Here is an 18,859-nt window from a genome sequence, read left to right as displayed (position 1 = left end):
CGCCGTCATCGGCGTGCGGCCCGGCGGCGCGGGGCCTCGACGGGTCCCGCAGGCAACGTCCCCCGGCCGGTGACCCGGGCCACCCCAGCCGCCAGCCAGTCAGGGACCCGAAGCCCCGGCGCCTCGCCCAGCGTGATCGGCTTGATCCGGTCTTCGGAGGTGCGGCCGAAGCCGAGCCGATAGGCGAGCCACCAGACCAGCACGACGCCCAGCAGCCAGAACAGGATCTGCCAGACCCAGAGGGAGGGGACCCCCAGCGCCGCGGCCGGGCCGGGCGCGAAGATCGGATCGCTGAAGAACGTGTTGCCGAGGATCGCGCCCGGGCCATAGGCGAAGAACCCCCAAAGCAGCGCCAGCGCCCAAAGAAGCCCGCGACCGCCGACCCGGAGCCCGGTTGCCGCCAGAAGCGCGTCATGCAGCCGGTCGCGTTGAAACCGGTCGGGCGCCCTTTGCGTGACCGTGGCCGACAGAAGCACGAGCAGCAGGTTGAAGACCAGTCCCCAGGCGGCCGAATGGATCCCCAGCGGCCAGCGCCCCCAAGGCAGATCGACGAACAGCCCCTCGAACAGGATCAGGCCCAAGGGTTCGGTGAAGACGACGATCAGGCAGCCCAGCGTCAATCCGGCCAGAACAGCCCCGCGGCCGATCCAGCGAAAGAAGGCGAGGCCCAGCAGCGCGGGCAGAAGCTGAACCGAAAGCGGCAGCGCGACGGAGGCAAGGACCGCTGAAGTGAGCGGCAGGAAGCTCGCCATGAAGGCCATGAAGAAGAAGGTGAAGGCAATCGCCACACGGGCGGCGAAACGCTGCGCCTCGGGCGCGAGACCCGGGAAAAGGTAGGCGACGACGAGTTCGCGCGTCCAGATCAACGCGCCGCCGGTCACGAGGAAGCTGACCGCGAGAAGCACGGGCAGCAGCAGCAGCAGGAACAGCGCCGTCCCGGCCAGCGGTTCGGCCTCATGCAGCGCCGCGGCAAGCGCGGGAACACCGCCCGACAGGCGCCCCGCCAGCACCGGTCCGCAAAGAACGACCAGACCGGCCGTCAGCCCGCCCGTCAGCCAGACGGAGGCGACACCGAACGACCGCCCGGCGCGAAGCGTCTGGCCGAGATAAAGCGCAGGCGGGCTCAGGACGAGGCCCAGCAGCGCCAGGGCCGAGGACGAGACCGCGACGGCGGTAAAGATCCCCTCTTGCGGGACATGCTTCCCGACCCCGCCGATATAGCGCACGACGCCGGGCAGACGGTCCCAGAGGATACCGTCGGCAACGACGATGGGCATCACAGGAAAGCCGCGTTCCGCCGCCGTCAGCTCGGTCAAGACGGTGACGCCGGGCAAAAGCGCGAGAAGCGACAGGGACAGCATCGCGAGGGTCAGGACGGTTCCCCGCCAGCCCCCGACGATTGCGGGGATGGTCAGCGCGATCGCCAGAAGCCAGGCCCCCGCCGCGCGCGGCAACAGCCCCTGCGTCGCGGTTTCCAAAAGCGCCGCGGCAAAGGACAGGACATCGGCCGCGAAGGGCAGCGCGAAAAGAAGCGCGAGGATCAGCACCGCAATGCGCAGGGTGATGGACCCGTAGAACTGCCCAAGCGCCGCGCCGGGCGAACCCAGTCCGGCGATCCGTGCGGCGAACCACAGCCGGTTCCAGATCAAGAGCGCGGCCATCGCCAGTAGGACGATCCCCACGGCCACATGCGAGGCCTGCAGCCCGAAGCGCGCCACCAGGCCCAGGTGCCGCTCCACTCCCAGCGCGGTCATGGCGAGCCCCGGCAAGAGGAAGATGACGCTCCAGCCGGGCAGCGTTCCACCGGCATCCAGGAAGGTCTCTGGCGCGGCGCCGATCCGCGCCACCCGCGCCGCGATGTAAAGGGCGTAGAGCGCGACGAGGATCAGGCAGGACAGAAGAAGCGCGGTCATCGGCGCCCCCCGCGATGCGGCAGGCGCGATGCGCGCCGGGCGTTGTTGTCACGGATCACGTCGAACTTCTCGAAGGCGCGTCGCGGACCGTGCGCGATGACAAGATAGGCGACAACGGCAACGACGAGCGCGGCGAAACCCAGCCCGAGGGCGAGATAGACATCTGCGCCGATCCCGTCAGGGCCGACCAGCGCCGAGAGCAGCAGCGCGCCAAGCGCGGCGGCGAAGACGGCCAGCCCCAGGGCCGTCTCGCCCGGCGTGAAGCCGGTGCCAAGCACGGTGTTGGCGATCACATGCCCGGCGAAGGCCAGCAGCAGCGCCGCAAACCCCGCCGCGATCCACCACGCCCCGCCGACAAGGACGCCGCGATGCAGGAGCGCCGCCGCCGCAAAGACCGCCGGCGTCCAGATCGCCATCACCAGCGCGTGACGGTCGAGCCGGTCGGTCATGTCCTGACTTGCCATCGCCGTTCACCCCGCCCGATCAGTCGTCGCTCGATCCGCCCTCGCCTTTCGGCGGGAAGTTCTTGAACTGCATCCCGCCCGCGGCGCCGAGGTTCTTCAGCGGCAGGCCGATCTCTTCCATCAGCCCATCGACGAAGGCGACCTGCGTGCGGTACTTCATCGCGGAATTCACGACCTGATCGGTCACGCTGCCGCCGCCACCGCCGCCCGTAGCCCCGCCATTGCGCCCACCCTCGGACGGGCTGTTGAGACCGGGAAGCCCGTCGACCTGAAGGATCTTGATCGAGTCGATCTTCTCCATCGGCTTGACCTGCTCGCGGATGATCTCGGGCAGGCGAGTGACGACGCCTTCCAGGATAGCGCTGCGGCGGGCGTCCTCGTTGCGCAGGTTCTCGGCCTCGTTCAGCTTGCGCTTGCCCTCGGCATCGACCTCGTAGCGGTATTCGGCGGCCTTGGCCTCGGCGATATCGGCCTCGGCGCGCTGCTCGCTGGCGGCCTTCTCGGCCTCGGCCATCTGGACCAGGCGGATGGTCTCGCGCTTGGCGCGGGCCTCGGCATCGATGACCTCGACGGTCTTGGCGCGATTTGCCTTTTCCTCGGCGCGCGCGGATTCGACCTGCTCTTCGCTCAGCGCAAGCTTCTTGCGCGCCTCGGCCTCTTTGGTGCGCGCGACCGCCTCGTCGATCGCCTTGTTCACGACCGAGATCAGGCGCTGCTTGTCGGCCAGCTCGATTTCCATCTTCTGCTCGATCTCAAAGCGCTCGATGTAGCGGGCGGCGGCGACGCGCAGTTCCTCGATCTCGCGGTCCGCGACGATGCGCGCGTCTTCCACTTCGCGCCGGCTGGTGGTCTCGGCCAGACGGATCTTGTGCTGGCGCGCGATGTCGCGTTCCTGGATGCTTTCCTCGGTCTGCAGCCGCTCGCTTTCGACGGCGAGCTTCTTGGCCAGCGCGGCGCGGTCCTTCTCAGCCTGCGCCTTCTCCTCCGAGACGCGCACCGCCTTCTCGCGCTCGACGGTGAGCAGCTCGATCGCCTTTTCGGTGTCGATCCGCGCCTTCTCGACCTCCTGCCGCATCACCGTGCGGGCATTCTCGATCTCACCGTCGCTCTTCGTCTCGAAGGTCGCAATGTCCAGCCGCGACTTGATTTCGGCCTCGCGGATCTCGCGCTCACGTTCGATGCGCTCGGCCTCGACCTGCCGGCGGGTCTGGATGCGCTCGGTCTCGAGCCGTGTGCGGGAGGTGATCTCGGTCAGTTCCGTGTCGCGCTGGCGCTCGATCTCCAGCGCCTTGATCTCGTTCTCGGACTTGATGCGCTCTTCCTCGATCGCACGGCCCTTGGCGATCGCGACCCGCTCGGCTTCCTCGTCGGCCTTGGTGCGCGCCTGGCTCACCGCGATGCGGGAGCTTGCGTTCTCCGCCTCGATCTCGGCGGTCTGGCGGGCCTTGCGGGCCGCGATGTCGCGGGCCTGGTCGATGCGGACATATTCCAGGTCGCGGTCGATCTCGATGACCTTCTGCTCGGCTTCGAAGTCCCGGGTCTTGATCTGCACGCGGGTCTCGTTCTCGATCTGGTTCCTGAGCTTGCGGCGCTCCTCGGTCTCGCGCACGATCAGGGTCAGGCCCTCGGCGTCGAAGTGGTTGGAGGGATCGAAATAGGAAATGTCCGCCTGGTTGAGCGCGGTCAGCGCCGCCGTCTCAAGCTCCAGCCCGTTCGAGGCGAGCACCTTGGCGACCAGCGCAGAAACCTGGCTGATGTAGCCGCCGCGATTCTGGTGGATCTCGTCCATCGTCATCGAGGCCGCGACGGTGGCCATGGCGTCGATCAGCCGGCCCTGGATCACTTCCTTCATCAGCATCGGGTCCTGCGTCCGGGCGCCGAGCGTCCGGGCCGCGGTCGAGACGCCCTCCGCGGTCGCCATCACACGGACGAAGAACTCGGTGGTGACGTCGATGCGCATCTTGTTCTTCGTGATCAGCGACTGTTCGCCCTGGCGCCGGATCTCGATCGGGATCGCGTTCATGTTCACGACGGTGATGTCGTGGATGATCGGGATCACCAGCGCGCCGCCGCCCATCACGACCCGCTCGCCGCCCGAGCCGGTCCTGACGAAGCTCTGGTCCTTCGACGAATGCCGGTAGAGCCAGTGGAGCAGGTAGACCCCGACGGCGATCAGGATCGTGATCAGGATAATGACGGCGATGATGTCGGCACCAGTCATGGCGGATTTCCTTCCTTGAAGCCGGAGGCGGTCAGTAGCGGTCCTGGCCGGCCACGGCCACGACGATGAGAGATGGAACGATGAGGTTGAGCATGTCGAAGGCGCTGTAGAGCACGATGATCGCGGGCGCCTGGCCGACGCCGATGACCACATCGACGAAATGCAGGATCGGGTAGACGGCCCAGCCGATGGTGAAGATCAGCCGGACCCAGAAGTAGCCCAGGCGCACCGGGCGGGCGGATTTGCGCACCGCCTCGGTCATCGCGCCGAAATACATCTCGCCCAGGATATAGAGCCAGAAGCCGATGGAGATCAGCGCGCCAAGCGTCGGGTTGAAGAAGGAGGCATCACCCAGCCAGCGCCCGAAGGTCATCAGGAGCGCAGCCCCGGTGACGCGCCAGAAGACCCCGACGGGCACCGCCCCTTGGGTCCGCGCATAGAAGAACACCGCGGCGACCTGAAGCGGATGTACAGTGTACCAGGCCGAGAAACGCGCCCCGGCGCTCGCAGCGTTGCCACTTAGCCAGAACCCCGCGGCCCCGGCGTAATAGGCCGCCGTCACCAGGCAGGCCGTGCCGACCATCGCCGTCGGAACGCGCCAGCGTTCGTTGGACCAGCTCAGCCCGAGAAAGGAAAGCATCGCGGCCGCGAGGCTCATCAAGGCGAGCCCCACCAGGGTCGTCGAGACCACGTCCTGAGAAGTGTAAAGCGTCGTAAACATCCCGAATTCCTAGACTGTGGCGCGGATATGCGGAGAGCGGCCGTAAAGCGCGACCATGGGAAGGATCAGCAGCCCGAAGATGAACTGCTGCCATTCGTATTCGAGGCCGATCCCCAGGAGGAACGAGGTCAGCACCTGGAGCACCAGCACACCGATGACCGTAAAGCCATAGCCGCCGTTACCGCCGAGCAACGAAGTGCCCCCGATGACGACGGCTGCGAGCGTGGTGAAAAGATAGGGATCGCCGACGCCGATGAACGCGCCGCCGGACCAGCCCAGAAGCAACGACCCGGCCAGCGCCGCGAAGACGCCCGAAACGACATAGGCGGCGATCCAGTACTTGACCTCGCTGACGCCGATCAGGCTCGCCGAGCGGCGGTTGCCGCCAAGCGCGTAAAGGTTGCGGCCCCAGGCGGTGGTGCGCAGCCCGACGATCATGACCACGGCGATGACGAGCCAGATGATGATGGTCGGCGGGAAGGGCAGGCCGAAGAACCGCCCGTTCATCGCCGCGAGGTTGGAAAGCCAGCCCGGAACCGTGCCGAAGACGTTGCCCGCGAACTGCGAACCGATCGAGGTCATGATTTGCGTGAAGCCCGCCACGGCGAACCCCGTCCCAAGCGTGACGATCAGCGCCTGGCCCTGAAGCCGGAAGCTGATGATCCCGTTCAGAAGCCCGACGATCCCGCCAAGCACCAGCACGAAGCCGAAGGCGACATAGGAGGGCACGCCAAGCGTGATGAGGAACAAGAGCGCGATGTTCGACGAACCGATGACATAGGGGATCGACAGGTCCAGCCCGCCCATCAAGGCCACCATCGTCTGCCCGACGCTCGCGATCCCGAGGAACGCCGCGAAGAGCAGGATCGCCCGGATGTTCGCGGCCGAAAGGAACCCCTCGATAGAGAAGGCGGAGATGACGACCAGGGCCACCAGAACGATCAGCCCGATGAAGGCGCTGCGCCCCGCCGCGAAGTAGCCCGATACCTTGAAGGCGAACAGCAGGATCAGTTCCAGCACCAGGAAGGCGATCAGGTTCTTGACCGACCGGAATTCCGGCACCCCGGCGGTGATCAAAAGGTAAAGAACCAGGAGACCGGCCATCCCGATGATCAGGACGCGGTTGCTGTGCCAGAGCTGCCGCGCCCTGCCGCTTTCGGCCTCGGACTCATCTTCCGTCGCGGCGGCGCGGGCGGCCGCGCGGGTCTCGAACACCACCGCGACGTAGTTGAGCAGCACGAACAGCACTGCTGCGAGAATGACGGTGAAGAAAATGACTTCCTGCGCGGCGAGCTTGCCTTGCGAGAAGCCCACGCCCAGCGCGATCGCCGAAAGCACCAGCGACAGCGCGATGTTGAGCCAGACGATCGCGATGGATTTCGGGATCGGGAACATCGACAGGCGCCCGGTCTTTTCGCTCATGCTCATTGCCCGCCTCCGAACAAGGTGGTTTCAGGCTGGACGACCAGCGCCACGAAGAGCGCGAGGATGAAGACGGCGACGAGAACGTAGGGGAAGAGCCCCATCCGCCGCGCACCGGCTTCGGCGTTCACCAGCCGCGCGGTGAAGACGAAGGCCAGCAGAGCCGCCCCGGCCAGCAGAGCGATCGCCTGCGTCGCGGTCAGACCAAGCCCCGGTCCGACGCGCGCGGGCAAGGTCAGGAAATAGCGGTCGGCCAGCGCCGCGCTCACCGCCACCGGATCGGACGAGAAGGACCCGCGGGTGCCGACCTGCAACATGATCCCGATCACGATCAGTCCGAGCACGAGGAACGCGCTCCAGGGCGAGATGAAGTGGATGTAGCGCGAAATCAGCGGGACAAGCAGCGTCAGAAGAAGCGACAGGACCAGGATCAGCCCGTAGACCATCTGCGTCATGAACGCCTGGATCGCGCCGAAGTTGAAAGTCGCAAGCACATAGCCGATCAGCCAGAGGCTGACAGCCCCCATCAGCGCGCCTGTCGCCCCCCCGCGCCCGCCCGAAAGCGACACACCGCCCAGCACCAGCGCGGTCACCGCCGTCAGCGTCATGTTCTGGCCCTGGGTCGGATCGCCCGAGGAGATCAGAGCGGTGTAGCAGATCGCGCCAAGCCCGACATAGATGCCAGCGATCAGGTGGGCGCCGATGCGGACGATGTCGGTCTTGACGCCCGAGGTCCACGCGGCCCGTTCGTCATAACCCATCATCTTGAGATTGGTGTAAAAGGCCGTCGCGGTGAACAGATACCAGGCGCCCGTCGCCAGCACGAGGATCAGCAGCACCGGCGAGAAGATCGAGGTGCCAAGCCCCCAGCCCTGCATGAATTCCGGCGCCACGCCGCCGGGCCGGGGCAGGATCACGAGGTTGATGCCGGTCAGCGCCAGAAAGCCCGAAAGCGCGACGATGATCGGTTGCACCCGCACCCAGATGACGATCAGCGCGAACAGGAGCTGGTACAGCATCCCCAGCCCCAGCGCGACGATGAAGGTGGCGATGGGGCTCGACAGATAGCCAGCCGTGCTGAGCTTGACGACGACGACGTTGATGAAGGCCAGCAGCGGCCCGACGGCAAGATCGACAGTGCCGCGTCCGGCGACCGCCAGCACCATGAGCGCGTAGGTCGCCAGGATCACCGGCGCGGCCACGATGATCGCGCTGCCGACGCCTGCCGGCGTCACGAGGCTGGGGCCGCGGATGACCGCCGTCGAGAGCAGCACCGCGATCAGCGCGATCGGCACCAGCAGGTAGGCGTTCGAGGATGCGGCGCGGTTGGCCATCGGTTTTCCATCGTCGGGGTTTGGCTCCCCGCGGGCGGGCCGCGGGGAACAAGGGGTCAGACAGTCGCCTTCAGAGGTCGATCACGCGGCGTTCCGAGGGACGATCGCCCTTTGCGCGCGCGTTGCGCGCCGCGCCCTCGCGGCCCGACCAGTCGCGCGTGCCGCCGCCGGCGCGCCGCTCCGGGTCGTTCTGGATGATCTTCTTCAGAACCGGGGTGACGACTTCCTTGAACTTCTCGGGGTCCTCCGAGGTCGGGAAGTGGCCGCCGCCGAAGATGATGCATTCGCTGTTCTTTACCTTCTCGGCGGTGCGCATCGTCATCTCGGGGGTGCAGGCAAAATCGTATTCGCCGGTCAGGAAGTAGATCGGAATCCGGCCGGAGATCTTGTGCACCTTGTCGCGGTAGTCGCTGTCGACCGAGTAGTAGTAAAGGTCGCCCTTGAAGATGCCGGGGCCGCCCTGGGCGTAGTACCACCAGGTCTCCCAGCGGTATTCGTCGGGGCTGTCGGGCGCCATGAGGCCGAAGACCGAGGTCGCGACCGCCTCGCCGCCATGGATATGCGGATGGTGCAGCGGGTCGATCCACCAGCCGGGGCTATGATCGCAACCTTCGAGCGAGATCAGCGCCGAGTATTCGTTCTCATAGCGCAGCGCGAGTTCGAGGCAGATGTTGCCCCCCATCGACTGGCCCATCACGACCGGCTTGCGCAGGTCGAGCGCGCGGCAGAACTCCAGGATGAACTCGGCGTAGAAGCTGGTGGTCAGCTTGTACTCGTCCTCCATCAGGTGCCAGCCGGCCGGCGGCAGCGACTTGCCGTGCCAGGGAAGGTCGAAGGCGATAACGCGGAAGTTGGCAAGGATGTCCGGATCGCAAAGCTGGTGACGGTATTCGCGGCCGTCCGCGCCCGCCGTGTGAAGGCAGACCATCGGAATGCCCTCGCCCGCTTCCTCGTAATAGGTGCGATAGGTCTTGCCTTGGCAGGTGACGTAGACGTAGCGGCCTACGATCGGGTCGTGCTTGTTCATCTGTCGAACTCCTTAGACTTCGCGCATCAGCGCAAGCATCCAGGTCAGCGCCCTCAGGTTCTGCCAGAAGGTCAGCTGGTTGCCCTCGATGCGAAGCTGCTTGTGCAGGGGGTGCGCCATCGCCCAGATGTCGTTGAACATCGGCGGCGGGGTGGTCTGGCTGAATTTGGACCAGGCCGAGGACGGCGCGCGAAGCGCGAACTCGTAGCCCATGTCCGAGGGTTCGAGCCCCTCGGAGATCTTCTCGATCTTCCCCTTGCGCACGTGGCAGAGGTAGTCGGTGTCATCGATGCCCAGCACGAACCGCGCGGTGAAGAAACGTCCGATCCTGGGAAGGACGCGATCCTCATTCACGTGGCGCGCCCAGCGTTCGACCCAGTCGAGGTCGAAGGCACTTCTGCCGCCGTATTTGCTCATGGCATTCTCCTGTCGTTCAGGCCGCTGGCAGCGCCGCCTTGGCCGGGCCGTAAGTTGCAGTGAAACTGGTCTGGTCGATGGTCACGGGCAGGACCGCCGCCGCGAAGGCGGAAAGGTCCGCGTCCGCCGGCAGGTCAAGCGTTCGGGTCTTCAGCGCATAGAGCGTGAAGATGTAGCGATGGGCGCGGTCGGGCGGCCAGGGACCGCCGTAGCCGCGCCCGAAGCCGGGAATGCCGAAGGTCACGAAGTCGGAGTTCAGCTCCTGCGAGCCTGAGGGCATGGCCGAGGTCATCGACGCGCCCTCCGGCAAGTGCCGCGCGTCGGCGGGGATGTTGTAGACCAGCCAATGCGCGAAGCTGCGCGGGAAGTCGAACTCGGACGGCAGGTCCGGATCGGTGACGGCGAGCGCGAAGCTTTGCGTGCCATCCGGCACGGATTCCCACTCAAGCGCGGGCGAGCGGCGGTTCGTCTCCGCGAAACGCTCCGGCACCTTGCCGCCTTGCGGGATCTCCGGGGCGAGCAGGAGAAAGCCTGACTGGTTCATCTGGATCCTCTGGCTGATGACGGGGCGCTGGCGGACCGGGCGGGCGGCTGGGCGGCCCTCGTCGATTCGCGGGCGCCAGAGATCGACGACATTGCCGTGATGCTCCTCCTCGCCCGGAAGGCGGGCATGCGCCTTGCGCCCGAAGGTGGCGTTGAGGATCACATGCGTGTCGAAGGGCGGCTCGAAGGCCGAGGAGACGACGCCGCCGCGGAACACCAGGACCCGGTTGCAGAGGTCCAGGAACTCCTCGACCTCGGACGACAGGAACACCACGGCATGGCCCCGCCCGGCGAATTCGCGCAGGTTGCGGTAAAGATCCAGCTTCGCGCCGATGTCGATGCCGCGCGCGGGGTCGTTCAGCACCAGGATGCGTGGACGTTCGGCGAAGGCGCGCGCGATCAGGATCTTCTGCTGGTTTCCCCCGGAAAGCGAGGTGATGAGGTTTCCGGGGCTCCCCATCTTGGTGGCAAGCTGCCCGGTCTCATGCGCGAAGACGGGGTCAAGCTTGCGGCGGTCGATGAACCGGAAGAACCCGCCCGCGGAGTATTCCGGATAGATCGACATGCTCATGTTCTCGAAGATCGAGAGGTTGGGAAAGATCCCTTCCTTCTTCCGGTCGCCCGAGACATAGGCGATGCCGTTCTCGCGCGCGGTCGAAAGGCTGACGACCGGCTCGGCCACACCGTGATCGACGACATGGATGCGGCCGTCGAGCAATGGTTTGACCCCGGCGATGGCCTGGACGAAATCGGCCTGTCCCTGGCCGTCAAGGCCGGTGATGCCGACGATCTCCCCCGGATAGAGGTTGAAATCGAAGCGGTGCGTATCCGGCCAGACCCGGACATCGTCCATCCTGAGCACCGGCCGTTCGCCCAGCCGCTTGACCGGCTTGCTTCCGCTCTGGGCCCGCTCGCGCTCCGGCCCGGCGATCAGGTGAAGGATGTTCTCCTCGGTGATCTGGTCCTTTTCCAGCGTCCCCACCGACACCCCGTCGCGCAGGACGGTGGCACGATCGGCGATCCGCACCAGTTCGGCGATGCGGTGGGTGACGATGAAGATGGCGCAACCCTGCGCCTTCATCTCGCGCATCTTGCGGAAAAGGCGCTCGGTGGATTCGAAGTCGAGCGCGGCGGAGCTTTCGTCGAGGATGAGCACGCGCGGGTTCGTCAGCATGCTGCGCGCGATGGTGATCCACTGCTTCACCGACAGCGGCAGGTCGCCCACGATCGTGTCAGGATCAAGATCGAAGCCCAGCAGTTCGGCCATGATCTTGCGCGCCCGCGCGTGGCGCACATCGTGCGGCTCGGCCGTGCCGAACAGCGAATCCGCGCCGAGAAAGAGGTTGTCCATCACCGAGCATTCGTCGGCGACCAGCACTTCCTGATAGACGTTGGAGATGCCGAGCGCCTTCGATTCCGCCGGGGTGGTGGCGCTTTTGCCGAAGATGGAGACCTGGCCGCGGTCGGGCACCAGCACGCCCGAGATCACCTTGGCCAGCGTCGACTTGCCCGACCCGTTGCCGCCGATGATGGCGTGCACCTCGCCCGTGTAGGCGCGCAAGGACACCCGGTCGAGCGCGACGGTTGGCCCGAAGGTCTTCCTCACATCGACGAGTTCTGCGGCAACTGCGGACAATGTCCTTCTCCCTTCGCGGCCCGGGGCCGCGTTTCAGGTTGGGTGGGTCTTGGGGGAAACCCGGCCGCGCTTAGGCGCGGCCGGGAGGCACATTTTCAGTTCGCGACGGGATGGGTCGCCGGATCATAGGCCTCGGGATCGGCCGGGCGCAGGAAGAAGTTGTCGAGATACGCCTTGCCTGCCCAGGCTTCGATGCCGGGGTGATACCACTGGTCGGACTGCTCCGAGCAGTCTTCGGGGATCGCCGCCATCATCTCGTCCTTGGACATCATGACGGGCTTCGTCAGGATCGACTGGATCTTCGGCCCCTGCCCCTGAAGCGTCCGGATCATGATGTTCCAGATCATCTCGAAGTCATCCCCCGGAGGCCAGGCGTGGATCGCCGCGGACACGTAGTCCGGGTTGTGGCGCCAGTAGCAGAGCGCGCCCATTTCGGAGCCGATGGTGATCGGCACCATGTCGCGGCCGGACTGTTGCAACGCCCGCAGCGCGCCAAGCTCGGAGGCCGACTGGATCATGATCCCGTCGAGCTTGCCGGGGTTGGTCGCCAGCCAGCGCTGAACCTCGGCCTGGGCGACCTGGTCGGTCCACATGCCCGAAAGCGGCCCCTTGACCTTGATGTCCGGATGTTCGGACATCGCGGCCTCGATCCCGACGTTCTGGCTGTCGGAGGCGGAGGCGCCGGGGATGCCCTCGACGTTCAGCACCGTGCCGCTTCCGCCGATCTCGTTGGCCATCCATTCGCCCATCATCCGGCCGCCGACGACGAAGTTGGCGGAGGAGTTCACCGCGTAGGGGCTGGTCAGATAGCCGATCCCCGAAAAGACGGGCACGCCCTTGCTGTAGGCATATTCGACCGAGGCATTGAGCGCCGTCGGGTTCGAGCAGCACACGATGATCGCATCGACGCCCTGATCGACAAGCTGCCGGATCTGCTGGATCTGGGTGGCATCGTTCAGGTTCGACTGGGTGATGACGACCTCGTCGATCATCCCGAGACCCTGCCACTTCGGGATGATCTCGTTCTGAAGCCGGTCCATCACCGCCGCACGCCAGGTGTTGCCCGCGTAGGACGAGGCATAGCCGATCTTCCACGGCGGCGGGTTCTTCGCCACGAAGTCGCGGTAGGCACTGTCACCCAACGGCTGGTTGGGGTCCATCAGCGCGGGATTGTAGAGATTCTCGCGGATGTCGTCCGGCAACTCCTCCGTGCCGGCGGTCGCAGCGGTGGCCATGAGGCCGAGCGCACAAACCGATACCATCCGCAGCAAAGCTGCGTTCATTGTGGTCTCCTCCCTTCGGAACCTGTCTAGGCAATTCGTCGACGCCCATAATGCCGCAGCCCCGCAACGGCGGAAGAAGCAAAGTTCTATACCCCCCATATGCGAGACATATGCCCATCGCAGGTTGAGCGGCCGGGGCATCGGAGACCAGCCCGCGGACGCCGGCGATGCGCAATCCTATGCCTGTGCCAACCGGCGGATACGTCGCGGCCTCATGCGCGGAACTCATGTATTCCTGAACGGCAAAGACCCGCCACGAGATGGGGATATCAACGCATTAGATATCGGGCGAACCGGGCTTCGCACCCATCATGGCCGCAAGACGGTTTCGCCGCCACGCCAGCACAGTCAGACCGCGCCACATTTTCCGGCATTTTGCAGACGCCGAAAGGGCCGTCCGAGCCGGGCAGTCTCGGACGCTGACCGGGCAGTCAACGTCGGAACTATCTGAAAATTCAGGATAAAGTGGTGAGCCCGACAGGATTCGAACCTGTGACCCACTGATTAAAAGTCAGTTGCTCTACCAACTGAGCTACGGGCCCATCACAGGGCGCCTCTTTATGAAGACCGCCCGGGGTGGTCAAGTGCAAAAGCGCAGAAAAATCCGTCCACTGGCAAAATCCCTGCGTCGGGCGTATATCGCGGGGCATGAGAGACGCCCGCCCTGACGCCCCCTTGCCGTTCATGAAGATGCACGGCGCCGGAAATGACTTCGTGATCCTCGATTCACGGGGCCGGGAGGCCGTGACCACGCCGGCCCTTGCCGCCGCGCTCGGTGACCGGCATCGCGGCGTGGGTTTCGACCAGCTGGCCGAGATCCGGGACGCTGAAGGCGCGGATTTCGCGCTCGATTTCTGGAATTCCGACGGCAGCCGGGCGGGTGCCTGCGGCAATGCCTCGCGCTGCGTGGCCGATCATGTGATGGCGGGCCTCGGCCGCGACAACGTCACCTTCGTCACCGAGCGCGGCCGGCTTTCGGCGGTCCGCCGTGCCGACGGGCTGGTGAGCGTGAACATGGGGGCACCGATTCTCGACTGGTGCGGCGTGCCGCTTTCGGAAGAGGTCGACCTGATGCACCTGCCTGTCGCGGGCGACCCGGCGGCGGTCGGCATGGGCAATCCGCACTGCGTCTTCTTCGTTCCCGACGCCGAGGCGGTGGACCTGCCCCGCGACGGCGCGGCCATGGAGCGCCATCCGCTGTTCCCGAAGGCCACCAATGTCGAATACGCGAGCGTCACTGGCCCGGACCGGCTGCGGATGCGGGTCTGGGAACGCGGGGCGGGCATCACGCTGGCCTGCGGGTCGGGCGCCTGCGCAACGGCGGTGGCCGCGCATCTGCGCGGGCTGACGGGGCGACATGTGACGCTGGATCTTGACGGCGGCACGCTGGAGATCGACTGGCGCGCGGATGGCGTCTGGATGACCGGGCCGACGGCGCATGTCTTCGACGGATGGCTCACCCCGGCCTTCCTTGCCGCGCTGGTCTGATCGCCGATGCGCCCGCCCGTCTTTTCCACCCTTGGCTGCCGCCTGAACGCCTATGAGACCGAGGCGATGAAAGAACTTGCCGCTGCCCACGGGGTCGAGGGCGCGGTGGTCGTCAACACCTGCGCCGTGACGGCAGAGGCGGTGCGCAAGGCCAAGCAGGAAATCCGCCGCCTGGCGCGCGAGAACCCCGGCGCGCCGGTGATCGTGACGGGGTGCGCGGCCCAGACCGAACCGGACACCTTTGCAGCCATGCCCGAGGTCAGCCGCGTCATCGGCAACCACGAAAAGATGCAAGCGGCGACTTGGGCGGGGCTCACCGCCCCCGACCTGATCGGCGAGACCGAGCGGGTCACGGTTGACGACATCATGAGCGTGAAGGAAACCGCCGGCCACCTGATCGACGGATTCGGGCGCCACCGCGCCTATGTCCAGGTCCAGAACGGCTGCGACCACCGCTGCACCTTCTGCATCATCCCCTACGGGCGCGGCAATTCACGCTCCGTCCCGGCGGGCGTGGTGGTCGAGCAGATCAAGCGTCTGGTCGGCAAGGGCTTCCAGGAGGTCGTCCTGACCGGGGTCGACCTGACCTCGTGGGGGGCGGATCTGCCGGGGGCGCCACGGCTGGGCGACCTGGTGATGCGGATCCTGCGGTTGGTGCCGGACCTGCCGCGGCTGCGCATCTCCTCGATCGATTCGATCGAGGCGGACGAAAACCTGATGCTGGCCATCGCGACGGAACCGCGCCTGATGCCGCATCTGCACCTGTCGCTGCAACATGGCGACGACCTGATCCTGAAGCGGATGAAGCGGCGCCACCTGCGCGACGACGCCATCCGCTTCTGCGAGGAGGCGCGCCGCCTGCGCCCCGGCATCGTCTTCGGCGCGGACCTGATCGCGGGCTTCCCGACCGAGACCGAGGCGATGTTCGACAACTCGGTGAAACTCGTCGAGGACTGCGGGCTCACCTTCCTCCATGTCTTCCCTTTCAGCCCCCGCAAGGGCACACCGGCCGCCCGCATGCCGCAGGTCAGGGGCCCGGCCATCCGGGAGCGCGCCGCACGCCTGCGCGCCGTGGGAGAGGAGGCGCTGACCCGGCACCTGGCCGCGCAGGCGGGCCGGACCCACCGCATCCTGACCGAAGGGCCGCGCCTGGGCCGAACCGAACAGTTCACCGAGGTCGCCTTTGCAATCGACCATCCGGAGGGCGTGATCTTCGAGGCCGAGATCACCGGCTTTACGGACGGGCGCCTGACGGCCTGATCCATCTGTCCGGGCTGATGGCGATCAGTCCCAAAGACCCCAGCCCTGTTACGATTCTTCCGTGGGAAACGCGTGATTCACCGGGAGAACTGAGATGCACAAAATCTGCTTCACGATCGCCGTGTTTCTGGCGGCCACGGGATCTTCTTCGCAGGCCATGGCGCAAAGCGCCGATATCGGCCATGAGCTTTTCATGGACTACTGCGCCGCCTGCCATGGCGAGAGCGGCAAGGGCGACGGCGACATGGCGGGCATCATGACCATACCGGCCCCGAACCTGACCCTGCTGGCAAAGAACAACGATGGCCAGTTCCCGATGCTGAAGGTCATCCACCTGATCGATGGGCGCACTGGCATGCGCGCGCACGGCGGGCCGATGCCGGTCTTCGGCCGCGTCTTCATGTCCGAGGAGCCGAGCGCCGCGAACCCCTACGGAACGATCCTGGAATCACGCGGGCGCGTCATGTCGGTCGCCTACTACCTGGAGACCATCCAGCAGTAGTAGCGCCTGACATGCGCGTGGCGGCACGGCCGGATCAATCCGCGCTGTGCCGCTGGTGGGTGCCGTAACGGGCCAGGAACATCTCGACCGCGCCCCTGGCGATCCGCTCCTGCTCCTGGGCGTTGAAGCTGCGCTTCACGCCAAGGCAGACGCAGGGAAAGATCTCCGCCTTGCAAAGCTCCGCGAACTGCGAGGCGGCAAGGTCGATGTCCTCGATGCGAAGCTGGCCCCGCGCCACCGCGCCCGCCAGATAGGCCCCGATCCGCTCCCGCAACAGCGCGGGGCCGTTGTCGTAGAATTCGCGCCCCAGTTCCGGGAAGCGCTCCGACTCCGCCACGCTGATGCGAAAGACGTTGCGCCCGAAGTCCGAGATCACGAAAGCGATGATGCGCCGCGCGGCTTCGGGCAGGACGACCTCGGGCGGGTCGGTCAGATCGACCACGGCCTCGGCCTCGTCCGCCTGACGGCGGCATTCGCGGGTGGCCACCTCGACGAACAGCATGCGCTTGTCGGGGAAGTAGCTGTAAAGCGTCGCCTTGGACACGCCCGCCTCGCGCGCGATGTCATCGACGCTTGCGCCCTCGTAGCCCTCGCGCAGAAAGACCGCCAGCGCGCCTTCAAGTACCTGTTCGTACTTGCGCCGCTTCGGGGTCGCGATGGCTTGGGCGGTCAAGGTGGCGGTCCTCGCTTCGGGGGGGCTGCGGCGTGCGATGATAGACGCTCGGTTTCGCTCCCGGCAAGCCGCGCGGGCAACTTTCCCGGCGCATCCGTCTGCGCGATAGGGCCGCAGTTCCGGCCCGGACCTTGCCCCTCGGTGCGCGCAAGCCTAGTCTTGGCCGCGTTTCATAACGGAGACTGAAATGATCCCTGGCCTGGCCAACCGGCGCCGTTTTTCGGACCTGAGTGAACAGGAAATCCTGGCGCTCGCGATCTCCTCGGAAGAGGATGACGCGCGTATCTACCGCAGCTACGCCGAACGGCTGCGCAAGGATTACGCCGCCTCCGCCGCGATCTTCGAGGCCATGGCGAAGGAGGAGGACACCCACCGCCACTGGCTGATCGAACGCCACCGCCAGCGCTTCGGCGACACGATTCCGCTGATCCGGCGCGAACATGTGGCGGGGTTCTACGCGCGCCGCCCCGTCTGGCTGGTCGAGAACCTGACCCTCGACCGCATCCGGAACGAGGCCGAGGCGATGGAGCGGGACGCGGCCGCCTTCTACACCCGCGCCGCGCAACGGACCGAGGATGCCGATACCCGCAAGCTTCTGGGCGACCTTGCCGCCGCCGAGGCCAAGCACGAGGCCAAGGCGGGCGACCTCGCCGAGCGGCATCTGGACGAGGACGCCAAGGACGAGGAGGATCGCGCCGCGCATCGGCAGTTCATCCTGACCTGGGTCCAGCCCGGTCTTGCGGGGCTGATGGACGGCTCGGTCTCCACCCTGGCGCCGATCTTCGCCACCGCCTTCGCGACCCACGATCCCTGGACGACCTTCCTGGTCGGGCTCGCCGCCTCGGTCGGGGCGGGGATCTCCATGGGTTTCACCGAGGCCGCGCATGACGACGGCGTGCTCTCGGGCCGCGGTTCGCCGGTCAAGCGCGGGCTGGCCTCCGGCATCATGACGGCGCTTGGCGGGCTCGGCCACGCGATGCCCTATCTGATCCCGGATTTCTGGACCGCCACGACGCTCGCCATCGCCATCGTCTTCGTCGAACTTTGGGCGATCGTCTGGATCCAGAACCGCTTCATGGAAACGCCCTTCCTGCGCGCCACCTTCCAGGTGGTACTAGGCGGCGCGCTGGTCTTTGCCGCTGGCGTTCTGATCGGGGGTGGCTAGACTCACCGCCGTTCCGACGCCGACGGAGGCCCCATGTACAGCCCGGACCAAGTGCGATACGAACCGCTCCCCCTGCCCGACAGGGTGCGGCTTGACGATGATGCCGCGCTTTCCGCCGCCATTCGGTTTCGCGACTACATGCGCAAGCGCCATACCGTGCGCGATTTTCGCCCCGATCCGGTGCCAGCCGAGATCATTGCCGCCTGTGTCGAGGCCGCGGGCACCGCGCCCTCGGGCGCCAATCACCAACCCTGGCATTTCGTCGCGATTTCCGATCCGGGCCTGAAAGCGCAGATCCGCGCCGCTGCCGAGGAGGAAGAGCGCGCCTTCTACGCGGGCGGCGGCGGCGACGAATGGCTGCGCGCGCTGGAACCGATCGGAACCGGCGTGGACAAGCCGCACCTGGACATCGCCCCCTGGCTGATCGTCATATTCGCCCAGCGCTACGGGGTGACGCTGGAGGGGCAGCGCTACAAGAACTACTATGTCCCCGAAAGCGTGGGCATCGCCACCGGGATGCTGATCGCGGCCCTACACCACGCCGGGCTCTGCGCCCTGACCCACACGCCCAATCCGATGAAGTTCCTCGCCCCGCTTTGCGGCCGCCCGGAAAGCGAGAAACCGGTGATGATCCTCGCCGTGGGTCACCCCGCCGACGACGCCGCCGTACCCGCCGTCGCCAAGATCAAGAAACCGCTCGCAGAGATTCTGACGCTTTTCACCGGATGAGCGCTGGCCCCCCGCCGTTCCCGCGTGCTAGTCAGTCCGCGCGCGGCCGGGGCTGAGCCGC

General features: G+C 66.4%; 16 protein-coding genes and 1 tRNA gene. 5 read left to right on the top strand and 12 right to left on the bottom strand.

Annotated elements, in window-relative coordinates:
- Positions 1-5: 5 nt before the first annotated feature.
- From OE647_RS04950 to OE647_RS04900, 11 genes are all read right to left on the bottom strand, one after another.
- Positions 6-1,913 carry a hypothetical protein gene (locus OE647_RS04950; protein WP_263720560.1) on the bottom strand — a complete coding sequence of 636 codons (1,908 nt, stop codon included), beginning with the start codon at positions 1,911-1,913 and terminating at the stop codon, positions 6-8.
- Positions 1,910-2,377 carry a hypothetical protein gene (locus tag OE647_RS04945; protein WP_263720559.1) on the bottom strand — a complete coding sequence of 156 codons (468 nt, stop codon included), beginning with the start codon at positions 2,375-2,377 and terminating at the stop codon, positions 1,910-1,912. The genes OE647_RS04950 and OE647_RS04945 overlap by 4 nt, the downstream gene beginning before the upstream one ends.
- 19 nt (positions 2,378-2,396) lie before the next feature.
- On the bottom strand, positions 2,397-4,598 hold the full coding sequence (locus tag OE647_RS04940; protein WP_263720558.1) for a flotillin family protein: 2,202 nt from the start codon (positions 4,596-4,598) through the stop codon (positions 2,397-2,399).
- 31 nt (positions 4,599-4,629) lie between these two features.
- On the bottom strand, positions 4,630-5,319 hold the full coding sequence (locus tag OE647_RS04935; RefSeq protein WP_263720557.1) for a bacteriorhodopsin-like: 690 nt from the start codon (positions 5,317-5,319) through the stop codon (positions 4,630-4,632).
- 9 nt (positions 5,320-5,328) lie between these two features.
- Complete coding sequence (locus OE647_RS04930; RefSeq protein WP_263720556.1) at positions 5,329-6,747, bottom strand: ABC transporter permease; 1,419 nt, start codon at positions 6,745-6,747, stop codon at positions 5,329-5,331.
- Positions 6,744-8,075: an ABC transporter permease gene (locus OE647_RS04925; RefSeq protein ID WP_263720555.1), complete on the bottom strand. Its 1,332-nt coding sequence runs from the start codon at positions 8,073-8,075 to the stop codon at positions 6,744-6,746. The genes OE647_RS04930 and OE647_RS04925 overlap by 4 nt, the downstream gene beginning before the upstream one ends.
- Positions 8,076-8,145: 70 nt before the next feature.
- Positions 8,146-9,102, bottom strand: a complete 957-nt coding sequence (locus tag OE647_RS04920; protein ID WP_263720554.1) for an alpha/beta fold hydrolase — start codon at positions 9,100-9,102, stop codon at positions 8,146-8,148.
- A gap of 12 nt (positions 9,103-9,114) precedes the next feature.
- Positions 9,115-9,519, bottom strand: a complete 405-nt coding sequence (locus OE647_RS04915) for a hypothetical protein (RefSeq protein ID WP_263720553.1) — start codon at positions 9,517-9,519, stop codon at positions 9,115-9,117.
- A gap of 16 nt (positions 9,520-9,535) precedes the next feature.
- Positions 9,536-11,698 (bottom strand): YbhB/YbcL family Raf kinase inhibitor-like protein, encoded by a 2,163-nt coding sequence (locus OE647_RS04910; protein ID WP_263720552.1) that lies wholly within the window; start codon positions 11,696-11,698, stop codon positions 9,536-9,538.
- A 95-nt stretch (positions 11,699-11,793) separates the two neighbouring features.
- The gene (locus OE647_RS04905) at positions 11,794-12,981 is read right to left on the bottom strand and encodes an ABC transporter substrate-binding protein (RefSeq protein ID WP_263720551.1); all 1,188 of its coding nucleotides are present in this window, start codon (positions 12,979-12,981) and stop codon (positions 11,794-11,796) included.
- Positions 12,982-13,447: 466 nt separating this feature from the next.
- Positions 13,448-13,523: transfer RNA gene (locus OE647_RS04900), tRNA-Lys, on the bottom strand.
- A 106-nt stretch (positions 13,524-13,629) separates the two neighbouring features.
- On the opposite strand from OE647_RS04900, the gene dapF reads away from it, so the two are divergent.
- The 3 genes from dapF (at position 13,630) to OE647_RS04885 (ending at position 16,231) form a co-directional block, all read left to right on the top strand.
- Entirely contained in the window at positions 13,630-14,469 is an 840-nt protein-coding gene (gene dapF / locus OE647_RS04895; RefSeq protein ID WP_263720550.1) for a diaminopimelate epimerase, read from the top strand.
- Positions 14,470-14,475: 6 nt separating this feature from the next.
- The gene (gene mtaB, locus OE647_RS04890) at positions 14,476-15,729 is read left to right on the top strand and encodes a tRNA (N(6)-L-threonylcarbamoyladenosine(37)-C(2))-methylthiotransferase MtaB (protein ID WP_263720548.1); all 1,254 of its coding nucleotides are present in this window, start codon (positions 14,476-14,478) and stop codon (positions 15,727-15,729) included.
- A 94-nt stretch (positions 15,730-15,823) separates the two neighbouring features.
- Positions 15,824-16,231, top strand: a complete 408-nt coding sequence (locus OE647_RS04885) for a c-type cytochrome (RefSeq protein ID WP_263720547.1) — start codon at positions 15,824-15,826, stop codon at positions 16,229-16,231.
- 34 nt (positions 16,232-16,265) lie between these two features.
- Here OE647_RS04885 and OE647_RS04880 read toward each other — a convergent pair whose 3' ends face one another.
- A complete protein-coding gene (locus OE647_RS04880) occupies positions 16,266-16,904 on the bottom strand; it encodes a TetR/AcrR family transcriptional regulator (protein ID WP_263720546.1) in 639 nt (212 codons plus the stop codon).
- A gap of 187 nt (positions 16,905-17,091) precedes the next feature.
- Here OE647_RS04880 and mbfA point away from each other — a divergent pair, with 187 nt between their 5' ends.
- Together mbfA and OE647_RS04870 are read left to right on the top strand one after the other, a co-directional pair.
- Positions 17,092-18,069, top strand: coding sequence for an iron exporter MbfA (gene mbfA / locus OE647_RS04875; protein WP_263720545.1), 978 nt, complete (start codon positions 17,092-17,094; stop codon positions 18,067-18,069).
- Positions 18,070-18,102: 33 nt separating this feature from the next.
- A complete protein-coding gene (locus OE647_RS04870; protein WP_263720544.1) occupies positions 18,103-18,798 on the top strand; it encodes a nitroreductase family protein in 696 nt (231 codons plus the stop codon).
- The last annotated feature ends 61 nt before the right edge of the window (positions 18,799-18,859 follow it).

Origin of the sequence: Albidovulum sediminicola (assembly GCF_025751575.1) — a bacterium.
GTDB classification, from domain to species: Bacteria; Pseudomonadota; Alphaproteobacteria; order Rhodobacterales; family Rhodobacteraceae; genus Albidovulum; species Albidovulum sediminicola.
The sequence above is the reverse complement of the archived record's forward strand: the minus strand, read 5'-3'. Positions and strand labels throughout refer to the sequence as shown.